This is a genomic window from Bradyrhizobium sp. 159 (assembly GCF_023073795.1).
Lineage (GTDB): Bacteria > Pseudomonadota > Alphaproteobacteria > Rhizobiales > Xanthobacteraceae > Bradyrhizobium.
Genome location: NZ_JADPKE010000042.1, coordinates 120,418 through 136,108, shown reverse-complemented (window position 1 = coordinate 136,108; position 15,691 = coordinate 120,418). Strand labels below are relative to the sequence as shown.

The 15,691-nt window shown below is 64.0% G+C and carries 15 protein-coding genes; 11 read left to right on the top strand and 4 right to left on the bottom strand.

The annotated features are described in order from the left end of the window. Positions 1-125 precede the first annotated feature (125 nt). The gene (locus tag IVA96_RS11220) at positions 126-1,670 is read right to left on the bottom strand and encodes an acyl-CoA synthetase (protein ID WP_247277741.1); all 1,545 of its coding nucleotides are present in this window, start codon (positions 1,668-1,670) and stop codon (positions 126-128) included. A gap of 149 nt (positions 1,671-1,819) precedes the next feature. Further along, positions 1,820-2,992: an acetyl-CoA C-acetyltransferase gene (locus tag IVA96_RS11215; protein WP_247277740.1), complete on the bottom strand. Its 1,173-nt coding sequence runs from the start codon at positions 2,990-2,992 to the stop codon at positions 1,820-1,822. Positions 2,993-3,145: 153 nt separating this feature from the next. Here IVA96_RS11215 and IVA96_RS11210 point away from each other — a divergent pair, with 153 nt between their 5' ends. From IVA96_RS11210 to IVA96_RS11175, 8 genes are all read left to right on the top strand, one after another. After that, positions 3,146-3,805, top strand: coding sequence for a TetR family transcriptional regulator (locus tag IVA96_RS11210; protein WP_346015514.1), 660 nt, complete (start codon positions 3,146-3,148; stop codon positions 3,803-3,805). Positions 3,806-3,858: 53 nt separating this feature from the next. Next, positions 3,859-4,617, top strand: a complete 759-nt coding sequence (locus tag IVA96_RS11205) for an SDR family NAD(P)-dependent oxidoreductase (RefSeq protein WP_247277738.1) — start codon at positions 3,859-3,861, stop codon at positions 4,615-4,617. Between the two features lie 180 nt (positions 4,618-4,797). Continuing rightward, on the top strand, positions 4,798-5,604 hold the full coding sequence (locus IVA96_RS11200; protein WP_247277737.1) for an enoyl-CoA hydratase-related protein: 807 nt from the start codon (positions 4,798-4,800) through the stop codon (positions 5,602-5,604). Positions 5,605-5,647: 43 nt separating this feature from the next. Then, the gene (locus IVA96_RS11195) at positions 5,648-7,519 is read left to right on the top strand and encodes an AMP-binding protein (RefSeq protein WP_247417167.1); all 1,872 of its coding nucleotides are present in this window, start codon (positions 5,648-5,650) and stop codon (positions 7,517-7,519) included. Positions 7,520-7,617: 98 nt separating this feature from the next. Further along, positions 7,618-8,745, top strand: coding sequence for an acyl-CoA dehydrogenase family protein (locus IVA96_RS11190; protein ID WP_247277735.1), 1,128 nt, complete (start codon positions 7,618-7,620; stop codon positions 8,743-8,745). A 117-nt stretch (positions 8,746-8,862) separates the two neighbouring features. Next, a complete protein-coding gene (locus IVA96_RS11185; RefSeq protein WP_247277734.1) occupies positions 8,863-10,110 on the top strand; it encodes an acyl-CoA dehydrogenase in 1,248 nt (415 codons plus the stop codon). Positions 10,111-10,243: 133 nt separating this feature from the next. Beyond that, positions 10,244-11,488 (top strand): acyl-CoA dehydrogenase, encoded by a 1,245-nt coding sequence (locus IVA96_RS11180; RefSeq protein WP_247417163.1) that lies wholly within the window; start codon positions 10,244-10,246, stop codon positions 11,486-11,488. Between the two features lie 137 nt (positions 11,489-11,625). After that, complete coding sequence (locus tag IVA96_RS11175) at positions 11,626-12,324, top strand: nitroreductase (RefSeq protein WP_247277732.1); 699 nt, start codon at positions 11,626-11,628, stop codon at positions 12,322-12,324. A 90-nt stretch (positions 12,325-12,414) separates the two neighbouring features. Here IVA96_RS11175 and IVA96_RS11170 read toward each other — a convergent pair whose 3' ends face one another. Together IVA96_RS11170 and IVA96_RS11165 are read right to left on the bottom strand one after the other, a co-directional pair. After that, on the bottom strand, positions 12,415-12,963 hold the full coding sequence (locus tag IVA96_RS11170) for a sigma-70 family RNA polymerase sigma factor (RefSeq protein ID WP_008543571.1): 549 nt from the start codon (positions 12,961-12,963) through the stop codon (positions 12,415-12,417). Next, positions 12,963-13,196, bottom strand: a complete 234-nt coding sequence (locus IVA96_RS11165) for a NepR family anti-sigma factor (RefSeq protein ID WP_247277731.1) — start codon at positions 13,194-13,196, stop codon at positions 12,963-12,965. The genes IVA96_RS11170 and IVA96_RS11165 overlap by 1 nt, the downstream gene beginning before the upstream one ends. A gap of 229 nt (positions 13,197-13,425) precedes the next feature. Here IVA96_RS11165 and IVA96_RS11160 point away from each other — a divergent pair, with 229 nt between their 5' ends. The 3 genes from IVA96_RS11160 (at position 13,426) to IVA96_RS11150 (ending at position 15,668) form a co-directional block, all read left to right on the top strand. Beyond that, a complete protein-coding gene (locus IVA96_RS11160; RefSeq protein WP_247277730.1) occupies positions 13,426-14,232 on the top strand; it encodes a response regulator in 807 nt (268 codons plus the stop codon). A 136-nt stretch (positions 14,233-14,368) separates the two neighbouring features. Continuing rightward, positions 14,369-14,968: a nuclear transport factor 2 family protein gene (locus IVA96_RS11155; protein WP_247417162.1), complete on the top strand. Its 600-nt coding sequence runs from the start codon at positions 14,369-14,371 to the stop codon at positions 14,966-14,968. Positions 14,969-15,233: 265 nt separating this feature from the next. Further along, positions 15,234-15,668, top strand: a complete 435-nt coding sequence (locus IVA96_RS11150; protein WP_247299152.1) for a hypothetical protein — start codon at positions 15,234-15,236, stop codon at positions 15,666-15,668. Positions 15,669-15,691 lie beyond the last annotated feature (23 nt).

The window sequence follows — 15,691 nt, the reverse complement described above, 5'->3', positions numbered from 1 at the left end:
GAGGCGGGGTGGGGTAATCTCTCCACTAGAGCAGTGCTCGTGTCGATTGATCACCTCACCCAGCTGCGCATTCCGCTTCGCTGCATGCGCATCGACCCTCCCCCTCCAGGGGAGGTGAGCGGCCCCTAAATCTTCGCGGCCGTCTTCGGCCAATATTTGTCGCGCAAGTGCCGCTTCACCAGCTTGCCGGTCGGCGTGCGCGGCAGCTCGGCTTCGAAATCGATCGAGCGCGGGCACTTGATGGCGGAGAGGCGGTGCTTGCAATAGGCGATCAGGTCGGCTTCGAGTGCTTTGCCGGCACGGCTCATGTCGTGCGGTTGCACCACCGCCTTCACCTCTTCGCCCATCTCCTCGTTCGGCACGCCGAACACGGCGACGTCGGCGACCTCGGGGTGGGTGATGAGCACGTCCTCGGTCTCCTGCGGATAGATGTTCACGCCGCCGGAGATGATCATGTAGGATTTGCGGTCGGTGAGGTAGAGGAAGCCGTCCTTGTCGAGATAGCCGACGTCGCCGAGCGTCGACCAGCCCTTGGCGTTGTAGGCCTTCTTCGTCTTCTCGGGGTCGTTGTGATAGGTGAAGGCCGGCGCGTCCGCGAAATAGACCGTGCCAATCTCGCCCACCGGCTGCTCCTCGTCGTTCTCGTCCAGAATCTTGATCGTGCCGACCACGGCGCGGCCGACGCTGCCGCGGTGCTCCAGCCATTGCTGCGAAGTGCAGACCGTGACGCCGTTGCCTTCCGAGCCGGCGTAATACTCGATCAGGATCGGTCCCCACCATTCGATCATCTTGGCTTTGACATCGACAGGGCAGGGCGCGGCGGCGTGGATCGCGCCCTTGAGTGTGGAGACATCGTATTTGGTGCGCACCTCGTCCGGCAGCTTCAGCATGCGCACGAACATGGTCGGCACCAGCTGCGACTGCGTGACCTTGTATTTTTCGACCAGCTTCAAAAATTCCTCGGCGTCAAAATGCTCCATGATGATGGAGGTGCCGCCGAGCACGATCGCCATCATGTTGAAGCGCAACGGAGCCGCGTGATAGAGCGGCGCCGGCGAGAGGTAAGTGCTTTCGGCGTTCATGCCGCACATGTCGGCGCAGAGCACGCGCAGAAACGGATTCGGCTCGTCGATCGCTTTGCCTTCGAAGGCCTTCTTGACACCCTTGGGCCGCCCGGTGGTGCCGGACGAGTAGAGCATGTCGTAGCCGGCGACCTCGTCTGCGATTGGCGTCGTCGGCTGCGCGGCGGCTTCGTTGTCGTAGGAGCGGAAGCCCGGTGAGGGCTCGTCCATCATGTAGAAGATCGGCTCGCCGGCGGCGCCCCTGATCAGGCCATTGATCTGGTCGGCGCATTTCGGTGTGGTGATGACGACCTTGGCGCCGCAATCCTTCACGATGTAGTCGATCTCGTCCTGCTTCAAATAGCGGCTGATCGCGGTGTAATAGAGCCCGCTGCGTTGTGCGGCCCAGCAGATCTCCATGAAGGCGAGCCGGTTCTCCATTAACAGCGCGATGTGGTCGCCGGCCTTCAAGCCAAGCGAGCGGAACAGATGCGCGCCCTGGTTCGAGAGCTCGTCGAGCTCGCGATAGGTGATCGCCTTGCCGCTGCCGGCCATTCGATAGGCGCTCTTGTTCGGCGTGGTGCGGGCGTGGATGGAGGGGTGAGTCATGTCTCTGCTTGTTCAGTTAGGTGTGGCGTTCCCCGGACGCAGCGCATCGCGCAGTGGTGCGCTGCTGATCCGGGGTCCACTGTGAGGCATGGGCCCCGGCTCTGCGCCGCCGCGCTTCACGCTGCAGCGCGACCGGGACACGCGAAGGCTTACAGCCGCTCCACGATCGTCACGTTGGCCATGCCGCCGCCCTCGCACATGGTCTGCAGGCCGTAGCGCTTGCCGCGCTGGTGCAGGGCGTGGACTAGCGTGGTCATCAGCTTGGTGCCGGAGCCGCCGAGGGGATGGCCGAGCGCGATGGCGCCGCCGTTGACATTGAGACGCTCCGGGTCGGCGCCGGTGGTCTTCAGCCACGCGGTCGGCACCGAGGCGAAGGCCTCGTTGACCTCGAACAGGTCAATGTCACCAATTTTCATGCCGGCCTTCTCCAGCGCGCGCTTGGTCGCGTGCAGCGGGGCGTCGAGCATGATGACGGGATCACCGCCCGTCATGGTCATGTGATGGATGCGGGCGAGCGGCTTGACGCCGAGCTGCTTAAGGCCGCGCTCGTTCACCACCATGACGCCGGAAGCGCCGTCACAGATCTGGCTGGCGCTGGCCGCGGTGAGCTTGCCGTTCTCGGCGATCAGCTTGACGCCCTTGATGCCGTCGAGACTGACGTCGAAGCGGATGCCCTCGTCGATGTGATGGGTGTCCTTGCTGCCGTCCGCACGGGTGATCTCGAGCGGCACGATCTCCTTCTTGAAGTGGCCGGCCTGGGTGGCCGCGATCGCGCGCTGATGGCTGTTGTAGGAATATTCGTCGAGCTCATCCTTGGAGAGGCCGTACTTCTCCGCCATCATCTCCGCGCCGGTGAACTGGCTAAAGACGATGTTGGGATACTTCTTCTCGATGCCCGGGCTCTTGTAATTGCCAAAACCGTTCTTGGCCGGGAGCTGTGACGACAGGCCCATCGGCACCCGCGTCATCGATTCCACGCCGGCCGCGATCACGACGTCCATCGCACCGGACATCACGGCTTGCGCGGCGAAGTGCAGCGCCTGCTGCGAGGAGCCGCACTGGCGGTCGATCGACGTGCCCGGCACGCTCTCCGGCAGTTTTGAGGCCATCACCGCATTGCGCGCGACGTTGTTGGACTGCTCGCCGACCTGCATCACGCAGCCCATGATCACGTCCTCGACCTGGGCGGGATCGACCTTGGTGCGGTCGACCAGCTCGTCCAGCACCTTGGCGGCGAGATCGGCCGGATGCCAGCCGGCGAGGCGGCCCCCCTTGCGCCCGCCCGCGGTACGCGCAGCGGCGACGATGTAAGCCTCGGCCATGTCGGTTTCTCCCTGAATTTCTTGATTGGGGTTGGTTGTCGGGGAGGGATTTAAGGGGCGCGAGATCGTTTAGTCAATCGATCAATTAACTCTTGTGATGCGGCGCGGCTTGGGCTTATCTGCGCGCCTCACGAGGCATGTTCAGGGATCTCTGTGGCTACCAGCGTACCGACCAAGCTCCCCAGCGGGAAGAATTCCACGGCAGAGAAATTGCTCGTGGCCGCAAGCGAGCTGATGATCGAACGCTCCTCGATCGAGATCTCGCTCTCCGACATCGCGCAGAAGTCGGGCGCCAACGCCGCGTTGGTCAAATATCACTTCGGCAACAAGGACGGCCTGCTGCTGGCACTGCTCGCGCGCGATGCCGCGACCGAGCTGTCCAATCTCGAATACCTGCTGGCGCAGCCCATCACACCGACCGCGAAGCTGAAACTGCACATCGGCGGTATCATCCGCGCATATTACCGGTTCCCGTACATGAACCGGCTGATCCATTATCTGCTGCACGAGACCAATGCGAGCTCCGCCGACGAGGTCTCGAAGTTCTTCGTGGCGCCGCTGCTCGACTTTCACCGCCGCCTGCTCGCCGAGGGCGAGCGAGCCGGCGAATTCCGCGCCACCGATCCGGTGCTGTTCTACACCAGCCTGATCGGCGCCTGCGACCATCTGTTCTTCGGCCGGCACGCGATGTCGCGCGCGACCGGGGTCGGCCCGGTCACCGACGAAGTCTGCCGGCAATACATCAAACACATGGAAACGCTGATCTGCGGCGGCATCCTCGCGCAAGCCGAGGAAGCTGTCGCGGCCGGGTGATCCGGCCGAACTTTCAAGTCCAGAGAAGAAACGCCCAAGGAAAGGTACAAGCGATGCAGTTGAAAGACGTAGCCGTTCTCATCACCGGCGGCGGTTCGGGGCTTGGTGCCGCGACCGCCCGGGCCATGGCCGCCAAGGGCGCCAAGATCGGCGTGATCGACCAGAGCAAGGAAAACGCCGAGAAGGTTGCTGCCGAAGTGAAGGGCGTCGCGCTCCATGCCGACGTCACCAGCGAAGAGCAGATCAAGGCAGCGATCGCCAAGGCAGAAGCCGCGCATGGCGTGGCGCGCGTACTGATGAACTGCGCCGGCATCGGCGGCTCGCAGCGTATCGTCGGCCGCGACGGCGTTTACCCGCTGGAAAAGTTCGCCCGCATCATCAACGTCAACCTGATCGGCACCTTCAACTGCCTGCGCCTGTTCGCCGAGCGCCTGGTCACGATCGAGCCGATCGGCGAAGAGCGCGGCGTCATCGTCAACACAGCCTCGGTCGCCGCTTACGAAGGCCAGATCGGCCAGATCGCCTATTCGGCCTCGAAGGGCGGCGTCGTCGGCCTGACGCTGCCGGCCGCGCGCGACCTCGCCAGCCAGAAGATCCGCGTCAATACCATCGCGCCCGGCCTGTTCTTCACGCCGCTCTTGATGGGTCTCAACGAGGAGGCCCGCAAGAGCCTGGGCGCCCAGGTGCCGCATCCCTCACGCCTCGGCGACGCCAACGAATACGGCATGCTCGCCGTGCACATCGTGGAGAACCCGATGCTGAACGGCGAGACCATCCGTCTCGACGGCGCCATCCGCATGGCGCCGCGGTAAGGCTCTCTTCCCTTCTCCCCTTGTGGGAGAAGGTGGCGCGAAGCGCCGGATGAGGGGTCTCTATCCGCGGACGCAGACCCCTCACCCGAGCGAACTCGTGGCTACCGACGTGCATGCCCTCTCCCACAAGGGGAGAGGGCACAATAATAGGCACCTCCCGCGCGCATGCACGAGGCCCCCATGTCCCGACCGCTGCTGATCGAGCATGATGACGGCGTTGACCGGGTGACGCTGAATCGTCCTGAAAGCCTCAATGCGCTCGATCCGGCGCTGATCGATGCGCTCAACGTCTACTTTCAGGGGCTTCAGCGCAACCGCGACACGCGCGTCGTGGTGTTGCGCGGCGCCGGCACGAATTTTTGCGCGGGCCTCGATCTCAAGGCCGCGATGGCTCGTCGCGCCGGCCAGCAGGAGCCGCCTGGCGTTACCGAGTCGCTGGATTCGCAGCGGCGCATCGCCGACATCGTGATGTTGATGCGGCGCTGTCCGCAGCCGATCCTAGCGCTTGTGCAGGGCGCCGCGGCGGGCGGCGGCTTTGCGCTGGCGCTTGCCTCCGACATCCGCATCGCCACGAAATCGGCGCGCATGAATTGCGCTTTCATCAAGCTCGGCCTCGGCGGCTGCGACATCGGCACCAGCTATTTCCTGCCGCGGCTCGTCGGGGTGTCGGTGGCGTCCGAGTTGATCCTGACGGGGCGTTTCATCGGCGCCGAGCGCGCGCTCGCGGTCGGGCTCGTCTCGGAGGTCGTCGACGAGGACAAGCTCGATGATGCAGCCGCGCCTTATGTCAACGCGATGATGACGGCCTCGCCCGTGGGGCTGAGTCTCTCCAAGGAATGTCTCAACATGAGCGTCGATGCCGGTTCGCTGGAAGCTGCGATCGCAATGGAAGACCGCAACCAGGTCCTGTGCAGCCGTTCCGAGGAATTTTCGGAAGGCATCAGGGCCTTCCTTGAGAAGCGAAAGCCTGTCTATATCAAACGCTAAAGACAAAGATCCGCCAAGGACAAGAAATTCCGGGAGACGCAAAATGAGTGGAAGCGCGGCGGCGGTGATGACGAAGCCCGCCTTTCGCAAGGTCGAGTGGCTCGCGCGCGACATCGCCGTCGAGCGCCGCGGCGACGGCACGGTGGTGCTGAAGTCGCGCATTCCGCTGCAGCCTTACGAGAAGCACATTCCAGCTTCGCTGGCGAAATGGGCGAAACAGGCCCCCGAGCGCATCTGGCTCGCGCAGCGCGGCGGAGTGAATCGCGAATGGCGCAAAGTGTCCTATGGCGAAGCCAAGCGCACCGTGGATGCGCTGACGCAAGCGCTGCTGAACCTCAAGCTCGAGGGACGACCCGTCACGATCCTCTCCGGCAATTCGATCGAGCACGCCCTGATGACGCAGGCCGCGATGCAGGCGCGCGTTCCGGCGGCTCCCGTGTCGCCGGCCTACTCGCTGATGAGCCACGATCACGTCAAGCTGAAATATCTGTTCGATTTGATCCAGCCGGCCGTGGTGATGGTGCAGGACGGCCCGATCTTCGAAAAGGCACTGAAGGCGCTCGACCTCACCGGCGTTACCGTCGTTCACGTCGCGCGCCCCTGCGATGGCATCAAGAGCGTCGGCTTTGCCGAACTCGCCGCAACGCCGGTGACCGCCGAGGTCGAAGCGTCGGTTGCACAGATCACGCCCCAGACCATCGGCAAGCTGCTGTTTACCTCCGGCTCGACCGGCATGCCAAAAGCCGTCATCAACACGCAAGCGATGATGTGCGCCAATGCGGCGATGATGATGCAGGTGCGGCCCCGGGATCCCAGCGGCCCGATCTCGACCATGCTGGACTGGATGCCCTGGAACCACACCATGGGTGGCAATGCGGCGTTCCACCCGATCCTCGTCGATGGCGGCACACTCTATATCGATGACGGCCGGCCGGTGCCGGGCCAGTTCGAAGAGACGCTGCGAAACTTGCGCGAGATCTCGCCGACCTATTACGCCAACGTGCCGGCCGGCTATGCTGCGTTGGCGGCGGCGATGGAGAAGGACGACGCGCTGTGCCGCTCGTTCTTCAAGAACCTGTCGATCATGGCCTATGGCGGCGCGCGCCTGCCGGACGATCTCTACGATCGCATGCAGGCGCTCGCGGTGAAGACGACCGGTGAGCGCATCGTGTTCTACACCGGCTGGGGCTCGACCGAGACCGCGCCGACCTCGACCGGCACGTATTGGGAGACCGAGCGCGTCGGCCTGATCGGGCTCCCGTTCCCCGGGGTCGAATTGAAGATGGTGCCGTGCGGCTCGAAATACGAACTTCGCCTGCGTGGCGTCAACGTCACGCCCGGCTATTTCGGTCAGCCTGAGCTGACGAAGAAGATGTTTGACGAGGAGGGTTTTTACTGCATCGGCGATGCCGGCATCTTCGTCGACGAGAAGGATCCGGTGCAGGGCATCATCTTTGCAGGGCGCGTGGTGGAGGATTTCAAGCTCACTACGGGCACCTTCGTGCACGTCGGCTCACTCCGGACCGATGCGATCGCGGCCGCAACGCCCGTCGTGCATGACGCGCTGGTCGCGGGACAGGATCGCCCGTTTATCGGCCTGCTGGCCTGGCCGAACCTGCACGCTTGTCGCCAACTCGTCGGCAATCCCGGCCTGAGCTTTGCGGATGCGGTCAGGCACCCCGAGGTGATCGCTTGCTTCAGGCGCGGGCTGGAGACGCACAACCGGGAATGCGAAGGCGCCAGCAGCCGCATCATCGCGCGTGCCATGCTGATGGCCGAACCGCCCTCCATCGACGGCAACGAGCTCACTGATAAGGGCTACATCAACCAGCGCGCCGGCTTGGAGCGCCGCGCAGCGCTGGTGGAGCGGCTTTATGCGGATGAGCCGGATGAAGATGTGATCGTGCTGCGATGAATGCGCAACACTCTCAACCTCGTCATTCCGGGATGGCCAAAGGGCCAGGTCCGGAATGACGGCTTCAATGAGTACGACGAATAAAAAGGTAGCCCGCCATGAACTTCGATTTCTCCGACGACCAGAAGCAGCTCCGCGACCAAGCGCGCAAATTCCTCACCGAAAAGTGCTCGCCCAAGGCCGTACGCGTCGTCCTCGACGGCAAGGCGTCCTATGACAAGGAGTTGTGGAAGGGCCTTGCCGAAATGGGGTTTCTCGGCGTCGCGATCCCGGAAGAGTTCGGCGGTGCGGGCGCCGGCCATCTCGAGCTCTGCGTGATCGCGGAGGAAATGGGACGCGCGAACGCGCCGGTGCCGTTCTCCTCAACTGTTTACCTCGCCGCCGAAGCGCTGCTGATCGCCGGCAGTGACGCGCAGAAGAAAAAGTGGTTGCCCGCTATTGCCTCGGGCGAGGCGATCGGCACGCTGGCGCTGTTCGAAGGCAAGGGCAATCCGTCGCCGAAGAATGTCAAGCTGGCCGCTTCGAATGGCGCGCTCAACGGAGTCAAGAAGCCGGTCGCCGACGGCGCCATCGCCAATTTCGCGGTGGTCGCCGCGCGCACAGGATCGAGCGGACGTGAGAATGACATCTCGCTGTTCCTGGTCGATCTCAGGGCCGGCGGCGCCGAGGTGAAAAGCCTCACCAACCTCGATCCGACCCGTGGGCAGGCCGAGATCACCTTCAAGGACTGTAAGGCCGAGCCGCTGGGGGGCATCGGTGAGGGTTGGAGCATCCTCACCCAGGTGCTCGACCGCGCCGCGGTGCTGTGCGCGTTCGAGCAAGTAGGCGGCGCCGACCGCGCCCTGGAAATGGGCCGCGACTACGCGCTCGACCGCATCGCCTTCGGCCGGCAGATCGGCTCGTTCCAGGCCGTAAAGCACATGCTCGCCGACATGTATGTCTCGGCGACGCTGGCACGCTCCAACAGCTATTACGGTGCCTGGGCGCTCTCGACCAGCGCAGCCGAATTGCCGGAAGCCGCCGCCGCCGCGCGCATCAGCGCGACGCAGGCGTTCCAGCACTGCGCCAAGAACAACATCCAGGTTCACGGCGGCATGGGTTTCACCTGGGAGTTCGACTGCCACATGTACTACCGCCGCGCCAACGCCATGGCGCTCGGGCTCGGCAGCCTCACCTATTGGGAAGACCAGTTGATCGACCGCATGCGGAAGAAGAACGCGGCGTAACGTTGTCGTCATTCCGGGCGCCGCAAAGCGGCGAACCCGAAATCTGGAGATGAGTGAATAACATCGAGATTCCGGGTTCGCGCTACGCGCACCCCGGAATGACAGAGAGAAAGAGCCATGAACTTCGACGACACCCCGCAAGAGGCCGCATTCCGCGCCACCGCCCGCGCATGGATTGATGCGAACGCGCCCAAGCAATACGAAGAAGAGCTGCGCAAGTCCTCGCTCGGCCGCACCCAGCTCAGGAACGCGAACATTCTCGAGGTCGCAAAGGCCTGGCAAAAGAAGAAGGCCGATGCCGGCTGGGCCTGCCTGCACTGGCCGAAGGAGTACGGCGGCCGCGGCTCATCGCCCATCGAGCGCGTGATCTGGCAGCAGGAGGAGGGCCCGTTCGGAAAGCTCTCCCACATGTTCATCATCGGCCACGGCATGTGCGGGCCGACCATGATGGCATTTGCGCGCGAGGAACATAAGCGCACCTATCTGCCGCCGCTCGCTTCCGGCGAGAAGGTCTGGTGCCAGCTCTTCTCCGAGCCGGCCGGCGGCTCGGACGTCGCGGGGCTTCGTACTCGCGCGGAGAAGGACGGCGATGAATGGGTCATCAACGGCCAGAAGATCTGGACATCAGGCGCGCATTATTCCGACTACGGCATCCTCTTGACCCGCACCGATCCGACCGTGCCTAAGCACAAGGGCCTCACCATGTTCTTCCTGGACATGAAGAGCCCGGGCGTCGAGGTCAGGCCGATCAAGCAGGCGAGCGGCGCGTCCGATTTCAACGAGGTCTATTTCACGAATGTCCGCATCCCCGACCACCAGCGCCTCGGCGAGGTCGGTGACGGCTGGAATGTCTCGCTGACCACGCTGATGAACGAGCGCATGTCGATCGGCGCAGGCGTCTCGACCGGCTTTCCGGAGCTGTTCGAATATTGCTCCAGCCTGATGCTCGACGACGGTCCTGCGATCGATGATCGCGCCGTGCGCGCGAAGCTGGCGAACTGGGCGGTGAAGGCGAGCGGCCTGCGCTACACCAGCATGCGCGCGATCTCGGCGCTCTCGAAGGGCGAGCGGCCGGGGCCGGAGAATTCCATCGGCAAGCTGGTGGCAGGCTCGATGATCCAGGACGTCGCGACCTACGCGCTGGACTTGCAAGGTGCGGCTGGTGTCGTCAGCGGTCCAGAGGATGCCGAAGTCGCGGGCCGCTTCCAGGCGATGCTGCTGCGTGCACCGGGTACGCGCGTCGAAGGCGGCACCGACGAGATCATGCGCAACATCATCGCCGAGCGGGTGCTGGGCCTGCCGGGCGACATCCGTGTCGACAAGGACGTGCCGTTCAACAAGATCCCGACAAAGGGAAGAGGTTAATCATGTCCCGGAGGCGGTGCGGTACGAAGTGCCGCTCCGCCGCGCCGGGACCCCGAGCTACAATGGGCCCCGGCTCGAGAGCGCACCGCTTTGCGCTGCGCAGCGTCCGGGGCAGGGAGAGGAGAGTTCGAAGATGAATTTCGACGACACCCCGCAAGAGGCCGCATTCCGCGAGACCGCGCGCAAATGGGTCGAGGCCAACGCGCCGAAGGAACTCCATGCCGAGTTGTCAAAATCTTCGCTCGGCCGAATCCGCCTCGCCAAGCAAGACATCGTCGATGTCGGCAAGGCCTGGCAGAAGAAGAAGGCCGAAGGTGGCTGGGCCTGCCTGCACTGGCCGAAGGAATATGGCGGCCGCGGCGCGACGCCGATCGAACGCGTCATCTGGCAACAGGAAGAGGGCGTCTACGGCAAGCTGACGCAACCGTTCCAGATCGGTGAAGGTATGTGCGGCCCGACTGTGATGGCCTTCGGCAGCGAAGATGCCAAGCGCCGATACTTGCCGAAGCTCGCCTCTGGCGAGGAGATCTGGTGCCAGCTTTTCTCGGAGCCGTCGGCCGGCTCCGACGTTGCGGGCCTCCGCACCCGTGCCGAGAAGAAGGGCGATAGCTGGGTCGTCAATGGCCAGAAGATCTGGACCTCGGGCGCGCATTATTCCGACTACGGCCTCTTGATTACGCGCACCGATCCGAATGTGCCGAAGCACAAGGGCCTCACCATGTTCTTCCTGGACATGAAGAGCCCGGGCGTCGAGGTGCGTCCGATCAAGCAGGCCAACGGCATGCAGGAGTTCAACGAGGTCTATTTCACCGACGTCGTGATCCCCGACAGCCAGCGCCTCGGCGCCGTCGGCGAGGGCTGGAGCGTGTCGCTGACCACGCTGATGAACGAGCGCATGTCGATCGGCGCGCGGCTCGCAACCGGCGTGCCTGAGATATTCGAGTTCTGCTCGAATCTGATGCTGGAGGACGGGCTTGCGATCGACGATCCCGCCGTGCGTTCGAAGCTCGCCAGTTGGGCCGTGAAGGCGAGCGGGCTGAAATACACCAGCTACCGCGCGATCTCGGCGCTGTCGAAGGGCGAGCGACCGGGCCCGGAGAATTCGATCGGCAAGCTGGTCTCGGGCATGATGCTCCAGGACATCGCGACCTACGCCATGGACCTCCAGGGCGCTGCCGGTGTTCTCACAGGCAGCGACGAGGAGACGGCGCAGGGCCAGTTCCAGCAAATGCTGCTGTCCTCGCCCTCGATGCGCATCGCCGGCGGCACCGACGAGATTTTGCGCAACATCATCGCCGAGCGGGTGCTAGGTCTGCCGGGCGACATCCGCGTCGACAAGGATGTGCCGTACAACAAGATCCCGACCAAGGGACGGTGATCTCACGCCTCGCGGTATCTCGTAGGGTGGCAAAGCGAAGCGTGCCCACCCTACGCAGATGCTCAGGGGTAAGTTTGCCGGTGGGCAGGGCGCTATCGCGCCTTTGCCCACCCTACGAGGACAACGCGAGCTGATCCATGGACGCACAAGTGAAACAAACCGACCGCATCGGCGTGCTTGAAGAGTTGCTCAACGAGCGCTACTCCGTTCGCGCTTTCCTCCCCAAGGAAGTCGACCGCGCCACGATCGAACACGTGCTGAAGACGGCGCAGCGCACGGCGTCCTGGTGCAACAGCCAGCCCTGGCAGGTCGTCATCGCCAGCGGCGCGGCCAAGGAGCGCTTTCGCCAGGCGATCTACACGGAAGCCTCCGGCGGTCTTGGCGACGATTACGATTTCACCCCGCCGCGCGAATATGTCGGGGTCTATCTCGAACGCCGGCGCGAAAGCGGCTTTCAGCTCTACAACACGCTCGGCATCGCCCGCGGCGACAAGGCGGCCTATGCCAGGCAGGCACTGGAGAACTACAATTTCTTCGGCGCGCCGCATGTCGCGATCATTCACACCAACGAGCCGCTCGGCATCTATGGCGCGATCGATTGCGGCGCCTATGTCTCCAACTTCATGCTGGCCGCGCAGGCGCTTGGGCTCGGCACCATTCCGCAGGCGGCGCTGGCACGCCATTCCGGTCTGATCCGCCGCCACTTCAGCCTGCCCGACGATCGCCGGATCGTCTGCGGCATCTCGTTCGGCTATGCCGACCACGCGCACAAGGTCAACAGCTACCGCACCTCGCGGGCGAGTGTGGCCGATAGCGTGATCTTCGTGGACGAGTGATCGGCGCTGCGAGCTTGGCACCATCGGCGACGCATAAAGGCGGCCGCGGAAGCGGCCGCCTTTGTCTGTCTCACCCAGTTGACGCCGCCGTCAGCCGCCGCTGCCGCCGATCACGGCCCGCACGGTCTCGTCGGGCCCAAAGTCCTCGGCGCCCTCGACATAGAGCAGCGCGGCGAGCTTCGAGCGGGCGCGGTTGACGCGGCTCTTGATGGTGCCGACGGCACAGCCGCAGATCGAGGCCGCATCCTCGTAGGAGAAGCCGGAGGCGCCGACCAGGATCAGCGCTTCACGTTGGTCCTGTGGAAGCTTGTCGAGCGCCGTACGAAACTCCTCGAACTCGAGATGCGCATTTTGTGACGGTTGCGTCTTCAGCGTCTTGGCGTAGTTGCCTTCGGCGTCCTCGACCTCCCGCCGCCGCTTGCGATAGTCGGAGCGGAACAGGTTGCGCAGGATCGTGAACAACCACGCCGGCAGGTTGGAGCCAGGCTGGAACGAATCGATGTTGGCGAGCGCGCGAAGCAGTGTCTCCTGCACCAAATCGTCAGCGCGGTCCGCATTGCCGCTGAGCGAGATCGCGAACGCGCGCAGACTCGGCACGGCCGCCAGGATGTCGTTACGCAGGGAGTCGGTGAGAGGCATTAATCCCTCCCATTGCTGTTGTCGTTGGATCCGCCCTCATTTTCCACTTGGGAAGTCGCTCCTTGTGCATCAAGCTTCTTGATCAGTTCAGCGAACCGATCCGGAACCCCCTGCCGCACCACATCGTCGTACATGGCGCGCAGCTGATGCCCGATCCGGGATTGGATCTCCGGAGTGAGCCCTCCCTTGCCGGGGGTCGTGCTTTTGCTGGCTTGAGACTTGAGATCTTTCATGACCTGTTCCACGTTTCCCCGAGTTAAGTGACTGTAAAATCGAGAAATTTTCTCAACCGGGAGCCGTTCCCTGGATAGGCACAATGCGAGCTGCGAGAAAAAGTTCCGCGCAATGCGGAACTTTTCTGAAGCTGAGGCGTAAACAGCCGAGCAGGGGAACCCGGGCCCCCCGCGTAACGCCTGACCTAAGGGTGACCTCAAGGCTGGCCCGAAGATGAATGGAGTGGGGATGTCCCGTTCACAGCTCGTTGCTGAACACTTGCCGCTGTTGCGCCGGTATGCACGCGCCCTGACGGGCAGCCAGGCCTCCGGTGACGCCTATGTCGCGGCCATGTTGGAAGCCATGCTTGGCGATCCGTCGGTGCTCGACGAAAGCCATGGGCCGCGCGCCGGCCTGTTCCGGCTGTTCACCCAGATCTGGAATTCGGTCTCCGTCAACGATGATGCCGAGGTGACGACACTGCCGATGCCGCCGGAGCGGCGGCTGTCGAACATCACACCCCTGCCGCGGCAGGCCTTCCTGCTGCTCTCGCTCGAGGGCTTTTCGGAAGAGGAAGTCGCCTTCATCCTCGGCACCGACGTGAGCGAGACGCGGCGGCTTGCGGACGCTGCTGGACGCGAGATGGCGGCCGAGATCGCCACCGACGTGCTGATCATCGAGGACGAGACCTTCATTGCCATGGACCTCGAGAGCCTGGTGAAGAATCTCGGCCACAACGTCGTCGGCGTCGCGCGCACCCATGCCGATGCGGTGGCGCTGGCCAAGAACAAGCGGCCCGGCCTGATCCTCGCCGACATCCAGCTCGCCGACGGTTCGTCCGGCCTGGACGCCGTCAACGAGCTGCTCCGCACCTTCGAGGTGCCGGTGGTGTTCATTACCGCGTACCCCGAGCGATTCCTCACAGGCGAGCGCCCCGAGCCCGCGTTCCTGATCTCAAAACCGTTCCAGCCGGCGATGGTGTCTGCGGTGGCGAGCCAGGCGCTGTTCTTCCAGCGCAATTCGCGCAACCGCACGCCAAAGGCGCCGGCGGCCTGATAGAGGCTCCCGCGCAAGATTGATCCGGCGTGCTGCAAAGGCACGCCGGATTCTTAGTGTTTGCATGCCACGGCTTGACGGGCGTCGAATTGGCCGCTCATACCTCGTGCATCGGACTTCCCTCGGAGGCGTGCACATGGACCAGCAACTCCTCGATCGCCTCGCCATCCGCGACCTCGTCGAGAACTGGGCGGTGTGGCGCGACGCCGGCGACTGGGAGCGCTTTGCCACCGTCTGGCATGATGAAGGCTGGATGTCCGCCACCTGGTTTCAGGGGCCGGCGCGGGATTTCATGCGCGTCAGCCAGGAGGGGTTCGCCAAGGGCGTGCGCATCCTGCATTTCCTCGGCGGCACCAGCATCGACCTCGAGGGCGACCGGGCCATCGCCCAAACCAAGATGACGATCTCGCAGCGTGCCCTGGTGCACGACGTGCTCTGCGACGTCGTCTGCACCGGACGCTTCTACGATTTCCTGGAGAAGCGGCAGGGCGAATGGGGGATTGTCCGCCGCCAGCCGATCTACGAGAAGGACCGGATCGATCCGGTCGATCCCGCCGCGCCGCTTCAGCTCGACCAGAAAGCGCTCGCCGCGCTCCCCGAAGGCTACCGCCACCTCGCCTACATGCAGGAGCTGATCGGCTACAAGGTCAAGCGCGATATGCCGGGCCTCACCGGGCCTGAAGTCGAGAAGCTCTATCGCGAGGGGCGAGACTGGCTGGCGGGGATGGCCAAATAACGCGAAGCAAAAGTGAGCCCCAGACAAAAGTAAGGCGCGACTGGCATCACCACAGTCGCGCCCTACGTCGCCGGCTTATGGGGCAGGGGGGAATAGCCGGCTGCTGAGACGACTCCTGCCCGCGAAAGTCGTTCCACGCCTTGCAAAATATTTTGCGCGGCCGGCGACTTTTTCGCACACGGTTAAGTGATCGTGACGCCCGAGAACCCCTGATCCTTGGTCAGCGTTGTTCCCGCGATCGCCATGGGGCGAGGGATCGACAGCCATGTCACAGACTCAAAAGGCATTTTTAGGCGCCGTCGCAATTGCCGCGACGCTGGGCGCGGTGCAATTGGCCTCCGGCCACGATCTGGCCGACCGTTGGCAGGCGGTCGCCGATATTCCCAGTCACAGCACCAACTACGCGCCAAGCCACAACGTCAACCGAACCGGCAAGGCCGACCGCCTTGGCGAGATCAAGCCGGCACCGGTTCCGACCCGAACCGTGTCGATGCGACTGAATGACCTTGCCGATACGTCGGTGCTGCTGCGGGTGCCGGCGGTGATCGAGACCGGCAATGCGAAGCCGCCGGTGCTGCTCCAAAACCAGAATCAGAGCCTGCAGAAGGCGCGCAGCAAGCCGACGATCGCCTGCGAGCCGATGGTCAGCTCTCTGACCGAGATCGCCAAGCTGCTCCAGCCCGGCCGCTGCGTGACCTGATCTGGGCATTCGTCCAGTCAAGG